Source organism: Lactivibrio alcoholicus (genome assembly GCF_055390895.1).
The window spans coordinates 3,322,266-3,336,680 of the sequence record NZ_AP042471.1 but is presented as its reverse complement, the minus strand read 5'-3'; the positions used below and the strand labels follow the sequence as shown (position 1 = coordinate 3,336,680).

Genomic DNA, 14,415 nt, shown 5'->3' with positions numbered 1-14,415 from the left:
TATTACAGTTTAAATCCTATTATGCGCTTTTGCAAACTCCACCCCGATTGACGGGTGAGAAACACCTGCAGGAGGTGTGTCGATTGACACTGGTACTCTTCAACGATCTGACGCGCAGGAAGGAGCCGTTCGTTCCGGTCGTTCCGGGGCGCGTCGGCTTTTACGCGTGTGGTCCGACGGTGTATGACTTCTTTCACATCGGGAACGCCCGTCCCTTCATCGTATTCGATGTTCTTCGAAGATATCTGGATTGGTCGGGGTATTCCGTCACATTTATCCAGAACTTCACGGATATCGACGACAAGATGATCGACAGAGCGAACCGGGAGAAAATTTCAGTCCCCGAGCTTGCCCGGCGATTTATCGACGAGTACTACGCGGACGCCGACGCGCTCGGTATCAAAAGAGCGACGGTGAATCCGAAAGCAACGGAGCATATGCCCGAGATTATCGCGCTTGTGAAAACTCTCATCGAGAAAGGGCACGCATATGAGTCTGACGGGGACGTCTTTTTCGATGTCGGGAGCTTTTCGTCATACGGAAAACTCTCGAGACAAAGTATCGAAGAGCTTCAGGCTGGGGCTCGCATCGATATCAACGAGAGAAAGAGGAATCCCCTTGATTTTGCTCTCTGGAAAGCCGAAAAACCCGGGGAACCGTCATGGGAGAGTCCGTGGGGCCCTGGGCGGCCGGGATGGCATATCGAATGCAGCGCAATGTCGATGAAATACCTCGGAGAGACAATCGACATCCATTCGGGCGGCAGCGATCTCATCTTCCCCCATCACGAAAACGAGATCGCGCAGGCAGAGGCCGCGACCGGGAAGCCGTTCGTACGTTTCTGGCTGCATAACGGGTATCTCCTGATCGATAAAGAGAAAATGTCGAAATCCCTCGGCAATTTCCTCACCGCCCGGGAGGCGAGAAAACGGTTCAATCCGCTTGCGATACGTCTTTTCATGCTGAGCGCCCATTATCGTTCGCCGATCAATTTTTCCGAAGAAGGACTGCAGCAGGCCGTCAGCGCCCTCGACAGACTGCGGAACTGCAGCACGGATTTTGCGTACGCGCAGGAACACCGGGAATTTGCGTCGAATCCCGCTTCAGATGCGATTCTGAATGCTCTCGAAGAAAAAACGTCGGAATTCATCGCGCAACTTGACGACGACTTCAACACTGCCGGCGCTCTCGGAACAGTGTTCGAGGTCGTTCGAATCGTAAACACCTATCTCAAGGAGTCGGCAACGCTCGACAAACGGGTAACTTCTGCGATCGCGAAGTTCTTCGGAATGACTGAAGACATCTTCGGAATCATCAACGATCCGAATTCGGCGCAACCCTGCGACGAAATCGAGCTGTTGATTCAACGACGAAACAAAGCGCGAGCCTCAAAGGATTACGCGAAATCGGACGCCATCAGGAAAGAACTTCTGGAAAAGGGCATCATCCTGGAAGACACACCCGACGGCACGAAATGGAAGCGCCAGCTCTGATCCTTTCGTAAACGGATTTCCGGCTTCGCTTTTTTTTAAAAAATCGGTTGGTGCCGAAAGAAATCGGACGGAGCTGTAAATAGAACAGGTCCGTCCGATTTTTCTGAAAGAAGAGTCTTCAATTTCTCTTCGGGAATCGTTTCAAAAGTAAAAGCGCCAGCGGCACGCCCAGCCCCATACATGAGATAGCTTCTCCAACGCCGACATACAATGCGGTATAGAGGAAAGGCATCTTCGCGATTATGGAAAGATACCCCCCTACGACGAACATGTTAACGATAACCGGAGGAATGCTCGCACGGAATACCGTTTCCATCCTGCTTGAGAGGAATGCCGCAACAAGAGTGGAGAGACTTCCGAAAACGACGTCGAGCAGTCCGAACTCGCCGAAAAAATTAGCGATCGCACACCCGACAAACAATCCGGGAATGGCCTCGGGAAACAAAAACGGCAAAACCGTGAACGCTTCGGAAATGCGCACCTGAATCGGGCCATACGACATCGGCGCGAAGGCTATTGTTACAACCGCATATAACGCGGCGATGACACCGGCTTTTGTGAGGTAGAGAATTCTGCTCGATTGCATCGGATGTGCTCCCTCCATAGCGTCTGAATCTCTATTCGGAAAGCGCCCCGGCGCAAATCCGTACGACTTTGTCGCCGTCGTAAATGAAAACAAGCCCCCGCTGATTTCCGGAAGAATATTTATCCTCGTTGGAAGCGGAACGGGACGGCTCCCCCATGATATGACGAACTTCCTCTTTCGTCATACCGACAGCGAGTCCCCCGGAAAATTCGTACCCGGCATCGCTGCATACGATCGACTCGACGCGGAACCGACCTGCGTCGTCGACATATGAAATCGTAAGTCCGTCATACAGCGAGTCAACGAACTCCGTCACGACGCCGTTTTTCATAACTGACCGCTGCGCTTCCCTCCGCGGTTTTCCAAGTGTCTTTTCGACATGGTCGCGGTACGTTCCAAAAGTTCCGAGAAACGATTCAACGAAATGAACGGGAAGTTCCTCGGATCGTACCGGTTGCGGTTTGTCGGGAATCCTTACCGAAACGGAATCGGAGATCGTTCCGGTGTCAGGAGACATGGGAGAAGCAACAGACGAAACGTATTTTCCGAAGACCCATCCCTGCCGGCCATCTTTCTTGCGAATCAGGTACCATGGCCATCGAGACTCTTCCGATACCGCGCTTTGGGGAACTCGAAGTATATTTCGCGTGTTCTCGGAAGGAATCGAGAACTCTACCGTTCCATTCGCATCGTTTCGCGACATGATCGTAATTCCGAGCCCTTTCCGGAAGACTTTTTTCCCGTCGCCGGGAATTTCTATCTCAACGTCTTTGACAAGAACTGCAGTATTGTTCGCAGCTGCTTCGGTCCATTCATCGAGGATTTCAACCTCTTCGCCGGCAGTGACGCGAGCCTTTGCCTTCGCTCGAAGCGAATGGTCCTCGCGCACGTTTACGTTTGTTCCCGTGACTCTTCCCGGAGATTTCACGAAAGGAGACACATCGGACGAAACCGAATCCGTTTTTGTGGGACCAGGAACGGCAGTTACGAGAGAAGACGTTTTTCCCGGGATGTTGACGCTATTCCTGGGTTCCGGAGAGACAGACGGCCCGGCAGGTGTTGCGAGAGGAGGCTCCGTTTTTGTGGGAATTCTGATGGATTCAGTCCTCGCAGTTGGCTCCTGCGTCGGCCTGAAATGAGACTGCGCTACAGGTTGCCCCGGATTTCTGGAGATATACGCGTCCCGGAAAAACCATATACCGCCACACAAAATGAGAATGAGTGTCACAAATCCTAAAAAATCGGCTGCCCGCGACCTGCGAGGTTCAAAAGAATCCCGTGGCGGTTCCCAGAACGAGGGAGGTCCTTCACGCTTGACGTGTGAGGGAAGTTCTTTACCGCACTTGGGACAGAAAGTGTATTGTTCACGCACTGGAGTGCCGCAATGGGGGCAAAACCCTTCTCCGCTTTTTGCGCCACCGCTCGGAATTCCGGCAAGGGAACGTTCTTCTTGCGATTCCGTGCCGGTGTGCCTTTCGATGTCGGTTTTCCTTTTCGATGCAATGATCGCAATAACCTCAAGAAGAACCGAAATAGCCAAAAGAACGACAATCACCCACGCATCGGGATATAGAACGCGAACAGCACTCCAGAAACCGATTCCCAAAGCACATGCGAGGAAAATGGTTCCCCAGGCAATTGAGAGAAAAGAAGTCAGAACGCCCAACATGCCGGATACTGCGACGCCACTCGAGAAAAACGCACCGATCGTCAAGGCATCAGCAGTTCGCGTTTCTTGGAATGCCATCATCGAAGCGACACCCGGACCGAGTCCCTCATGTATCGAAAGAACTCCGCCCTGAAGCAACGCGAGGAAAATGGCAATCAAAACCAGAACTTTGCCGGCGAAACGCATCGGATTACGCCTCCCCCTCTTCCTAACTTCGAAGACATTGTATCATTCGGATGAAACGCATTGATTCGGGAAGAATACGGGAAAAAGCACCGGCCCTTTTCTCAATACCGTGCACAGTTCCAGAGGGGCAGTAGAACAAGCTGTTGTGGCCTTATCTCCACTTGGCCAATAATTCGGGAACTTATGAATTAAGCCCAGGTTGCATGTCCTCATGTAGATGTAGATATGATATCCGAATGTCATCCTGAAAGTATGCATTCTAACGTTTGGGATTCCAATTTCCTCAGCGGCATTTTCCAGTATCTCCCAAGCCCATATCTCGAAATGGCTTTTCCGCCCTTCTTTGACGTCCTGTTCGGTCTCATCGACAAACCCTTCGCAGCATATCGTTCAGCGGAAAGAACTTGCTTGTAGTCGCGTTGTTGTTCGTAAGGAACTCACTCTACGACACCGCATATAGATGCCCAAGGAATACCTTCGTTTCTTCGGAGGGCATAAACCCTTCGCTCAGACGAAACGACTGAAGGACATCAAGAAACGTCTGCAAGTTGAGGAAGAGCATTTCTCTCGACCGGGCACGGAGAATGGGTCGTCTCGAATGACTGCGAAAGGGGGCCTGAATTTTTGAGTCAAGAGAACCCGAGTCGCATTCGGGGGTGATGGCCATTTCTTCTGTGGATCAGTGCGTTCTTTATGAACACCAGCGAACTCTTCACGTTTGAAGGAGCCTTTTGCAGTGCGGTCAGACATCGGGAAAGTAACAAAATACGAAAAACCCGAAGAAATCTCGCAGACAGGAAACAGAATATGCATTGTTCCAACTGTCATACTGAGAACCCTTCGGGTTCAGCGGGTTCTTTTACTCCGCGGTTGTATCAGTTCTTATCGTTCCGAACTCCTGGTCCCTTAGGTCCGGTCCCGTCACAGGTTCCACTGCCACTGCCACTGCCACTGCCGGGGCCATAACCGGAGCCATCAGCCGGACCAGATCCTCCGTTTCCGGTTCCGTCACCGGGGCCGTTTTCTCCGCCACCGTTCCCGCCCTTAAGCGCCGTTACTCCGAAGCCGTGAGAATCGACAGGTGAAACATGCGCAGCAAACGCTGCTGACGCAACAAATATGCCTATCGCGAGAACGGCAAGGATCATCAGTTTGTGCTTATCCTTCATCACTCTCAACCTCCTTTTTCTGTAAGTCTTTCTCAATGTATCGTGCATTACAATAAGAATTATACCATAGGGGGTATAATTAGTCAAGGACTGGTCAACGACAATGACCCTTCCCCGTAACGGGGAAGGGTCATTGTCGTTGACCAGTCGTCCGCTCTTGCTTGCAGGACGCTCGCTTGCATGGTATTCGACGTTATTCCTTGCTCAGTGAGCGCGAGCTTGACGGCTTCAACTGTCGATCTCGGCGCTTCAAGTGTTCTGATGTCGTACTCTTCCTGATATGCGCCGTCATTCCGGCGTTTGATTTCCTCATGGAGCGATATCGACGCCTTGATAAGTTCCCGGCAAAACTTCCGAAAAGATATGTCGTCCTTTTGCAGGGTGATTCCATTGTCGACAAGGATTTCTTCGGCGAGTCCGGCAAATTTCCCGTAGTCGTCTGTCGCAAGACGTTCCAAGGCGTCAGACTGTGCTTCCGTCAGGATTTCTGATTCTACTTCCACGTCGTCAATCGTCCTTGGGCGTAGTCGAGTAAGCCGTCGCCGTTCGTCGTCTTCAAGAGCTTCGTTCATCCATTGCGTCACAAGGCGTCTGATTTCTTTATCGTCCATAGCCCGATATACCCCTTTCCTGATATCGTCGAAGAGTCCGGAACAGACCCAAGCAAGACGTTGCGCCCGTCTTCCGGCCTCTCTCGGGTTACTCGTTCTGAGGGAACAGGTTATCACAGACACGCGAAGGGTTGCCCGTATCGAGTCCGGAACTCTCATGCGGAAATGAAGGATATTGCCTCTCCGGTGGAAATAAAGCGGCATTTGTGTTCGTGAAGAACTCACTTGTGTTCTCTTCGCGGGTCTGTCGGAAGGACAAAAAAAAGAACTGACACCCATTCGAGATATCCGTCACCTCTTTTCTGTTCGCTTTGTCTCTTCAGCGCCTCACAAGACTGCGTGATACAGTCTGTGTAGCAGTGTGTGTAACAAAGCGCCATTTTGGGTACGGATAAGGGTTGTCAGTTCTGTGGAGTCAGTGTTTGCAAGGGTCCACAACGATTTGGCGGAGGCGTGTGGGACACGCCAGTGAGCCGGTACATTTCCTGTATTTGCAAGGCCTCATTGAGCGACAGTGTACTCGTCGGTGGACCCGAAAGCAAGATGGCATCTCCGCCGATTTTTTTTACCCCCGCATTCCTCTTGCGCCCCCGTGGATAGTCGTGGTGTTTTGGACTTTTTGAGGTTAAAATATGGAAGGTCATTTTATGCTTGCAGGTTCATCGCTCATGGGCACTCAAACCAATTCGTAATCGGTATTTTTTACACGCCACGTTATTTTTTAATTAGCATTAAGTTATATACATTATTTTATTATTTAAGGAGTGATAATTATGAAAAACAAAAAAATAATAGAAATTAAAATAACTGAAAGCCGAGCAAAAACATTTGTAATATGCAGTAAGAATGCAAAAAGAAACCCTGATATTGTTCGGGAATTTTCTAGTGCAAAACGACAAGGGAAAATTATTACCGCTTGATCAATACGAATATTTTTATGACCACATCGAATATTTTCTATAAAGATAGTGATTTTAATCGTCTTCTTTCCGAGTCGTCGGAGAAAAAAGACGATCATAGGCATCCAGTGCGTGTAGATTATTGTAGAGTAATTCACGCTCCTTCCTTTAGACGTCTTCAAGGAAAGACACAACTTTTTCCTGGCACAGAATCTGATTTTTTTCGAAATCGTTTGACACATTCAATTGAAGTAGCCCAAATAGCAAAAGACATAGCACTTCGCATAAATTATAAATATAAATTAATGGATAAATATTCCGGAGAAATCAATGCTGATATTTGTGAAATTGCCGGATTAGTTCACGATATAGGGCACCCTCCATTTGGCCATAACGGTGAAAAGGCTTTAGATGATTGCATGAAAGAATATGGTGGTTTTGAGGGAAATGCCCAAACACTGCAAATATTAATGAAAACAGAAAAAAAGATTAAAGATGAAAATGGTAGAAGGTATGGTTTAAATTTAACTTCAAGAGTATTAGCTTCTACCTTAAAATATGATAATATTATTTCGTTGCAAAGAAGCAAAGGCGAAGGCTTAATAAAAGGTTACTATGAACACTTTTCAGAAGATATTAATAAAATAAAGGATAATATTTTAGAATTTGATAAAAACATAAAAATATTTAAAACTATTGAATGCCAGATTATGGATATTGCGGACGACATTGCTTATTCTACTTACGATATAGAAGATGCTTTGAAAGCTAGGTTTTTGACCCCACAGAGTATATTGTCTATGGACGATAACAAAATAGAAAAAATCGTTAAAATAATAAATCAAAATAAAAAAGTGCAACTATATAAAGAAAAGGTAAGAGATATTTGTTATGGTTTTTTTCTGGTGTATTTGAGGTTATTTCTGAAGATGTGTCAAAAATAGCAAAAAAAATTGATTGTTACGATGAAAACAAAGATGAAATAGACATGCTAATTATGCAATGTATAATTAAATCAGATATTGAGGGAGATACTCTATCTGATAATGCCTATGATAGGACAAAATTTACTTCTACGTTGGTAGATACATTTATAAAAGGTGTAGAGTTTGAGTTTTGTGAGAAATTTCCTTCATTGTCTTCTGTAAAACTTAATCAAGAAATAGAAGAATATGTTCTTGTATTAAAGGCAATAGCTTATCATACTCAAATAGACTCTTCTAAGTTAAAAATAGTCGAGCATAGAGGGTATGATATTGTAAAGTCTCTTTTTACAACTATATCCAACCACAACAAACGCGGATATTTATTAATGCCGGAAGATTTTAAAGAGAATTATCTAAATTTCAAAGACAAACAAAATAGAATGAGAGTAGTTTGTGATTTTATTTCTAGCATGACAGATCGATACGCACTCGAATATTATTGCAGGCTTTTCTCTGAAGATCCTCAGAGCATTTTCAAACCATTATAAGATTTAAAGATTTAAATTTAAATATGCATTATCTATCTCTGCCTGATCAATACCAATATATTTAATTGTATCTACACTTGATCGATGATTCAAAAGTTTTTGCACCAAGCCCAAGTTGTTCGTTCTCATGTAGACGTGATACCCGAATGTCTTCCTTAGCGTGTGCGTTCCGACGTTTGAGATTCCAACTTCCTCAGCGGCTCTCTTCAGTATTTCCCAAGCCTGTATCCTCGAAATGGCCTTGCCGCCTTTCCTCGACGGGAACAACGCCGCCTCCCTGTCCGGCCTAGCCTCTTCAACGTATTCGGCAATAACCTTCTTCGCCGCATCGTTTATCGGAAAGAGCTTGTTCTTCCCGGTCTTCTGCTCGCTGAGGCTGACGGCTTCCTTCACCTTTCCGTTCTCGTCCAGAACGTCCGACACCGCGAGGGAAAGCAAATCAGATATCCTGAGCGCCGAATTGATCCCCAAGACGAAAAGCATTTCGTTCCTCTTCCCTCCGGCTCTAAGGATCTTCTTCATTGAATCGATCTTCCGAGTTTCGCGTATCGGTTGAACAACTTTCATTCCTTCCCGTTTCTTCTCTTCCGACATTGCCAAGCCCTCCCCTTGATGAATCTAACACATTACTCGTATTTATACATATTTGTTTGATACAAGTCAAGGCACTGCGTGTCGTTTTCGTCCCGGAGGACTTCAAGTTATTGCGGCGCAAGGATCTTCACGATTTATCGAATCTAACACAACATGCTTCTGTTAGATTCAGAGTGAACGGAGGGCCCAAATTTGGACCTTCTTTGATTCGGTTGATGGTATCCGCCCTTGGTGTTAGTAGAACTCACTCGTGTCGTTGCTACTCATTGACATTCGTATGCGAGTGCCTTGCGAGCAAAGGCAAGAGCAAATGTGTGCACATCTTGGCTTACCAAGAGAACGCCCTCACGCTTCCCATACACGTCACGATAGACGCCCAAGGAACACCCCTTTGTGTTCGTAGAACTCACTCGTTTCTCCGGAAGGTATGGAACTTCATCGTGTCCAGAGTTGCGCTGCCTCTCTCCGGCCCTGTATCGCACTGCTATGCAAGGATGTCTGACCGGCCACGGGGGGTAAAGCTTGCGCGGATGGGTACGGAATGGGTCACGAATTTTTGTGCCGAAATACTCCGGGAACGCCGTTGAATGAACTTTAGCGCAGAGTATGAACTATACCGTGGTATAGTATCATAAAAATATAGCCAAACCTGTCTTTGTAAAGAGAAACGGTGTATAGTCGTTTTGAATACGAACGTGAGTTCTACTGACATCAGCGAGTTCTTACGAACACCCACGCAAAGCAGTGTGTCTATAAATTTTCATGCTAATGGACCTACAGCGTTAATTCAGTATTCTTGTCTGTCTATACTAAAAATTATGGGGAGCGGAGCGAGTGTGCGCCTTGCGAGCGAGTGCGGGCGTTTTCCTACAGCGGAAAATCCGGTGTCCTCTCCGCCCGGCATTTGCCCCCTAAGCCCTCCGGAATGCCCTAGGTTGAACGCGAGCAAGTCAGAAGGTATGAATACTAGTCCGGAGAGAACGATGGGCCTCTACGGGCTTCTATGAAAGTCTGTGTGTATTTTTACACCTATATACAACTTTTACAAATTGTACTCAAAATAAACCCCGAAGGGGTTCCCGATAGACAGGAAGCAAAATACTACAATGCTTTGCCTCAACCGTCATCGAGAACACACCCCTTCGGGGTCTTTGTTTTTCTTGCAAACACCAGTGAGTTCTTACGAACACCAGCGTGAGTTCTTACGAACACCAGTGAGCGCCTCGCGAGCGAGTGCTTTGCGAGCAAAAGCAAGAGCGTTAGCGAACACCGGTGTAAGCACGTTCCCTTACAGCTTAGTTCTTATCGTTCCGCGCTCCCGGTCCTTTGGGTCCGGTTCCGTCACAGACACCGCTTCCACCGCCGGGACCATAGCCGGATCCGTCACCCGGTCCAGTGCCGCCGTTCCCTGTCCCGTCACCGGGTCCGTTTCCTCCACCGCCGTTACCACCATTTCCACCGCCGCCGCCATTCCCGCCTTTGAGCGCCGTTATTCCGAAGCCGCGAGAATCGACAGGTGAAAGATGCGCAGCAAGTGCTACTGAGGCAACAAACAAGCTCAAAGCAAGAACGGCAAGGATCATCAGACTACGCTTGTTCTTCATCACTCTCAAACCCCTTTCTTTGCAAGATTTTCATGTCGTGCACGATGAAAGGGAAGATACCATCCGGGGTATAATTCGTCAAGAACGAATATAGACAATTCCCTCAGATTCAGCGTTTCCCGCAATGAAGCGTAGTGAGTTCTACGAACACCAGCGAGCGTTAGCGAGTGACAACGCCAAGGATGAACTTGTCCGGGTATAGTTGTCCACATAGTTCCAAGTTTCAGTTTATTTGAAAAGCGCCCCCCTTACCCCCCAAGACACCCCTATTCTGGGTTTCCGAGAATTTGGATTTCCCCTTTGGTACACCTGATGTAGCCTGATGTAACCTGTGGTAAGCATAAGGTGCGCTTCATGTGAGTCAGGTTCTTTGACCTTCAACTTTTTCCCCTATATCCTTTGTTCCTTTTACCCTGAGTGGATACTTGTCGTCCTATACTACGTCTTTGATTCCCCTCATATATGTCTATAAGCATGTTATGTATCCATAACCATGTTATACAGATATGAGACAGTCAAAGAGATATATAGACATTCAAGTAGTAAGCTCAGATATGATTGCTTTTAAGGATATTTTGGAAGGTTATCTAAAGATCTTTGCTTGTAGTTCGCATGAGGTTATCATCATGTAACAAGGAACTTAGTAGCATGATGCTGTCTCATGTGTATCCTTGGTATCTTTATTACCATCATCCTTATTTCCCTACCCTATCTTTTAAAAGCAAGGTGTATTACTGACTGTCTATAGACACTCTTAGGTATTCTATATCTACATAAGCATGTCTAAATACTTTAGTACCACTTATGAGTGTATAGACTGTCTAAAAATACTATAGGTCTATCAGTAGATATCTTACTAAGAATAAGATAAAGGATATTATTGAAGATATTGAAGATCATATTCCTAGATTATGATATAGTACACTATAAGTATCATATAGTTATCCTATACTGTCTTCTTTCTGTCTTCCCTCCGTCCTTCCCTTCCCCTAAAAGTGTCACCTAATTACAAACGCCTTTGTCTACATGCGTTTACGTCAACTTGAAAATTCGCCTAGACATCGCACTTTACGGATGTCGTTATCTTCAGTGTTTCCAACGGTTTTTCCCCACTCTGTGCTCTGTCCGACCGCCCACGCTCTTGCCTTTGCTCGCAAGGCGCTCACTCCCTTTCGTTCTTCATTCTCGTGTCGTCACTCCCGGCCCAAGGGGGTTCGGAATGGCGTCTCTCCGAACTCCGGCATTTGTCCTCTACCCCCTCCAGAATGCCCCAGGTTGAACGAAGTTGGTCCGGGATGATACTTCTATCGTCCGGAGAAAACGGATGGCCTCTACGGTCAAAAATCGCGGGAGACGTTGCAATCACCGGGGTTATCAATGACGTCCCATAGGGATTTATGCGGAATACGCTGTGTTCTTTGTGCGTTTTGCGGCTCTGCGCAGGTGTTCGTAGAACTCACTTTCAAGCGTCGTTCTTGCTTTTGCTCGCAAGGCGCTCGCTCGTCCTCCGGCTTCCGTTCCGATCAACCGGGATTCCATCCGAAGCCTGTACATAAGACCTTAATTTTTTCCAGTGCATTACCCTCGATTTATATTAACTATTTGTTATTTATCCAAGGAGTGTGCGCCCTAAAAGTCGCGTTCTGGGAGGGTTGTCATTCCCTGCTCTGTGTCGGTGACATCGGGAAACGCGAGGTCATCTTTTGCCTTGCAATGACGGGATATTGCATCCCACGGATTGCTATTCCCAAGCACTTCCGCAACGTCCTTCGCCTCAAGCCGGTGAGTTCTACGAACACGACGGTTCTCGTCCTCCCGGATAACACTTCGGTCTTCGTAGTCACTCCAGTGTTTGCAGAGTTTCACACGCTGTTCCTTTGGTGACCAAGGGCAATGATATTCTTCAATTTCCCCCATCCATTGACTCGGATCCCGCGACAGAGACGCCGTTATGATTCCGAAGCACCTCAAGAAGTACGTCTGTCCCTTCGGCGTCACCAAGGGCTGCAACCGTGGACTGCCATCAGCCGCAAAGGTGTTGTGACAGGTAAGTATCCCCATGACCTGAGAGACGTAAGACGGGCGGTTCCGATCAGAGCCACGCGAACAGAGAAACTTGTTGTGACGCATCCACGTGAACAGACGGTCACGGCCAATCTCCACGCCGTTCTTCTTCAGCAAGGCGGCCATGTCCGCAACGGTGATAAGTTCTTCGCTCGCGGTTACGGCGTCGTGGTACTGGACCTTCGGCGCATCCTGCTTGACCTTGGCCGTAAGCATTGCGTTCTTTTCCCGTTCGGTCTTGATTTCCTCAAGCATACGAATCATCACGTCCGGGTTGTTCAGCCACATCTCAACTGTCGTCGGAGTCAGGTACGCGCCGCGCTTGCGGATGGAAGGAAGAACGTCATGCGTCACCCACCGCTTGAAGGTCTTGGCTTCCGGTTTACGCGAACGCAGGATCAGCGAGTACAGCCCGGACTCTGTAACTACAGTCATAGACTGATTTCCCGAGGGGGTGTAGATAGTATCTATACCCCTCTCATCATCATCCAGTAACTTGTTCACTGTGTCGCTTGCGTTCTGAATCTCCAACACCCTGCACACGTCAGCCGCCACGAACAACGGTTCTCCGTCCTCCCGGATAACACAGCGAACCGTGTTTTCTCCATTGTCACCAAGGTACTTGAACACCTGCATCTCCGGTTTCCGAACCTTGCTGTCCGTATCCGGTTCCAGCCTTTCAACCATTTCCGCTACTGCATTTGCATTCGTCATTTGTGTTCGACTCCCTTATTTAAGCGGCAAACCGCTTCAACATGATAAGTTTTCCTTCGTTGTACAACTTCGTGATAAGCTGCATTCCCTTGTTGGTAACGAATATCTGATATTGATCGTACATATCGCTGTGCTTTTCGACGAACATATTGTCGATTCCACGAAATTGCGCATACGGTCTGTATCTTCCCGAATCAGACTGATAGAAATATCCGTTGTTCTTCAGGCTCTTCTTGATGCTCATGCTATTCACGCCGTCAAGCGTCCGGGCAAAGTCCGTGATTGACGTGTACTTTCCATCCGGGTAATGAGCGTCGAACGTCGCAAGTTTCGGGGCGTCGTGTTCAACCTTCGCGGCCAGTGCTGCGCGTTCCGCTTCGAGCTTACTGGCAAGCGCAAGAGCATCAGGAAGTGTGTAAGGGATATAGAAGCGTTCGTACATTTTCTTTTTTGCGGCAGGGGTCATGTACACGCCACGCTTGCGGATGGAAGGAAGAACGTCGTGCGTAACCCACCGCTTGAACGTCTTGGCTTCCTGTTTGCGCGAACGCATGATCAGCGAGTACAGCCCATATTCTGTAACGACAAGCATTTCCTGCTGACGCCCCATTGAATCCGTGACCTTACTTGTAGTAACCTCATCTGAATCAAGTCCACTGACAGCCCGAGTTACCTGTTCGAGTTCCAGCGCCTTGCACACGTCAGCCGCCACAAAGCGCGGTTCCCCATCGTCACCAAGTACACACCTGACACAATGTTCCATATTGTCACCAAGGTACTTGAACACCTGTACTTCATTCGTCGTTACGTTCGTCATTTTGTTTCCCTCTCCTTTGTGTGTTTTGAATTTGGACTGGATACAGCAAGAGAGAGCGCCCGATTACGAACGCCCTCTCTCGCGGTGTCTATCCAGTATTGGCAGGTATTTGACAAACCCGGTCGTAGCAACGGGTCAGCTCAGTTCAGCTCAGTGCGTTGCTGCTAGTGCGTTTCCTTCCAGTTCGCGCCAACCTTGTATTCCCCATCGAGCGGACAACGAAACTTGAAGTATTCCCCTGCTTTACGGATTGCGTTGACGGCAATTTTCCCTACCTGTTCCTCAATCCCTTTGCGGACGTAAAGCTGATACTCGTCATGGATATGGAGCACTTGCACCACGTCTGAGCCGTACTTGAAGCCAGCCGCCGCAAGGTCTTCCCACAGGATGCAAGTTGCCTTTTTCATCACGACTGCCCCGGCAGATTGCAGAAGCAAGTTCAGTGCGGAATGGATGGAACGGGAATTGAGGATTCGCCCGTCGAGCGAGCGCTTTGCGAGCAAAGATGTCCGCGAAGGTGGCCGTTCTCCTTGAC

The 14,415-nt window shown here is 48.0% G+C and carries 13 protein-coding genes and 1 pseudogene; 4 read left to right on the top strand and 10 right to left on the bottom strand.

Annotated features, from left to right (window positions below):
- Positions 1 to 83 precede the first annotated feature (83 nt).
- On the top strand, positions 84 to 1,493 hold the full coding sequence (cysS, locus tag ACZ5IU_RS15415) for a cysteine--tRNA ligase (protein WP_464418888.1): 1,410 nt from the start codon (positions 84 to 86) through the stop codon (positions 1,491 to 1,493).
- Positions 1,494 to 1,611: 118 nt separating this feature from the next.
- Here the strand turns inward: cysS and ACZ5IU_RS15410 are convergent, their stop codons facing one another.
- From ACZ5IU_RS15410 to ACZ5IU_RS15390, 5 genes and pseudogenes are all read right to left on the bottom strand, one after another.
- On the bottom strand, positions 1,612 to 2,079 hold the full coding sequence (locus ACZ5IU_RS15410) for a QueT transporter family protein (RefSeq protein WP_464418886.1): 468 nt from the start codon (positions 2,077 to 2,079) through the stop codon (positions 1,612 to 1,614).
- Positions 2,080 to 2,110: 31 nt separating this feature from the next.
- Complete coding sequence (locus tag ACZ5IU_RS15405; protein ID WP_464418884.1) at positions 2,111 to 3,934, bottom strand: zinc-ribbon domain-containing protein; 1,824 nt, start codon at positions 3,932 to 3,934, stop codon at positions 2,111 to 2,113.
- Positions 3,935 to 4,809: 875 nt separating this feature from the next.
- On the bottom strand, positions 4,810 to 5,103 hold the full coding sequence (locus tag ACZ5IU_RS15400; RefSeq protein ID WP_464418882.1) for a hypothetical protein: 294 nt from the start codon (positions 5,101 to 5,103) through the stop codon (positions 4,810 to 4,812).
- 83 nt (positions 5,104 to 5,186) lie between these two features.
- The gene (locus tag ACZ5IU_RS15395; RefSeq protein ID WP_464421994.1) at positions 5,187 to 5,714 is read right to left on the bottom strand and encodes a hypothetical protein; all 528 of its coding nucleotides are present in this window, start codon (positions 5,712 to 5,714) and stop codon (positions 5,187 to 5,189) included.
- A 78-nt stretch (positions 5,715 to 5,792) separates the two neighbouring features.
- Positions 5,793 to 5,873: pseudogene (locus ACZ5IU_RS15390) on the bottom strand (hypothetical protein); the annotation flags it as partial.
- Positions 5,874 to 6,487: 614 nt separating this feature from the next.
- Here ACZ5IU_RS15390 and ACZ5IU_RS15385 point away from each other — a divergent pair.
- The 3 genes from ACZ5IU_RS15385 to ACZ5IU_RS15375 are packed head-to-tail and all read left to right on the top strand — an operon-like array spanning position 6,488 to position 8,087.
- Complete coding sequence (locus ACZ5IU_RS15385; protein ID WP_464418880.1) at positions 6,488 to 6,634, top strand: hypothetical protein; 147 nt, start codon at positions 6,488 to 6,490, stop codon at positions 6,632 to 6,634.
- Positions 6,635 to 6,651: 17 nt separating this feature from the next.
- A complete protein-coding gene (locus tag ACZ5IU_RS15380; RefSeq protein WP_464418878.1) occupies positions 6,652 to 7,557 on the top strand; it encodes a deoxyguanosinetriphosphate triphosphohydrolase family protein in 906 nt (301 codons plus the stop codon).
- Entirely contained in the window at positions 7,545 to 8,087 is a 543-nt protein-coding gene (locus ACZ5IU_RS15375) for a hypothetical protein (RefSeq protein WP_464418876.1), read from the top strand. The genes ACZ5IU_RS15380 and ACZ5IU_RS15375 overlap by 13 nt, the downstream gene beginning before the upstream one ends.
- Positions 8,088 to 8,090: 3 nt before the next feature.
- Here the strand turns inward: ACZ5IU_RS15375 and ACZ5IU_RS15370 are convergent, their stop codons facing one another.
- From ACZ5IU_RS15370 to ACZ5IU_RS15350, 5 genes are all read right to left on the bottom strand, one after another.
- The gene (locus ACZ5IU_RS15370) at positions 8,091 to 8,681 is read right to left on the bottom strand and encodes a site-specific integrase (RefSeq protein WP_464418874.1); all 591 of its coding nucleotides are present in this window, start codon (positions 8,679 to 8,681) and stop codon (positions 8,091 to 8,093) included.
- Positions 8,682 to 9,969: 1,288 nt separating this feature from the next.
- Positions 9,970 to 10,152 carry a hypothetical protein gene (locus ACZ5IU_RS15365; RefSeq protein WP_464418872.1) on the bottom strand — a complete coding sequence of 61 codons (183 nt, stop codon included), beginning with the start codon at positions 10,150 to 10,152 and terminating at the stop codon, positions 9,970 to 9,972.
- A 1,762-nt stretch (positions 10,153 to 11,914) separates the two neighbouring features.
- Positions 11,915 to 13,063: a BRO family protein gene (locus ACZ5IU_RS15360; RefSeq protein WP_464418870.1), complete on the bottom strand. Its 1,149-nt coding sequence runs from the start codon at positions 13,061 to 13,063 to the stop codon at positions 11,915 to 11,917.
- Between the two features lie 19 nt (positions 13,064 to 13,082).
- Positions 13,083 to 13,880, bottom strand: a complete 798-nt coding sequence (locus ACZ5IU_RS15355; protein WP_464418868.1) for a BRO-N domain-containing protein — start codon at positions 13,878 to 13,880, stop codon at positions 13,083 to 13,085.
- A 164-nt stretch (positions 13,881 to 14,044) separates the two neighbouring features.
- Positions 14,045 to 14,287, bottom strand: coding sequence for a hypothetical protein (locus ACZ5IU_RS15350; protein ID WP_464418866.1), 243 nt, complete (start codon positions 14,285 to 14,287; stop codon positions 14,045 to 14,047).
- Positions 14,288 to 14,415: the final 128 nt, after the last annotated feature.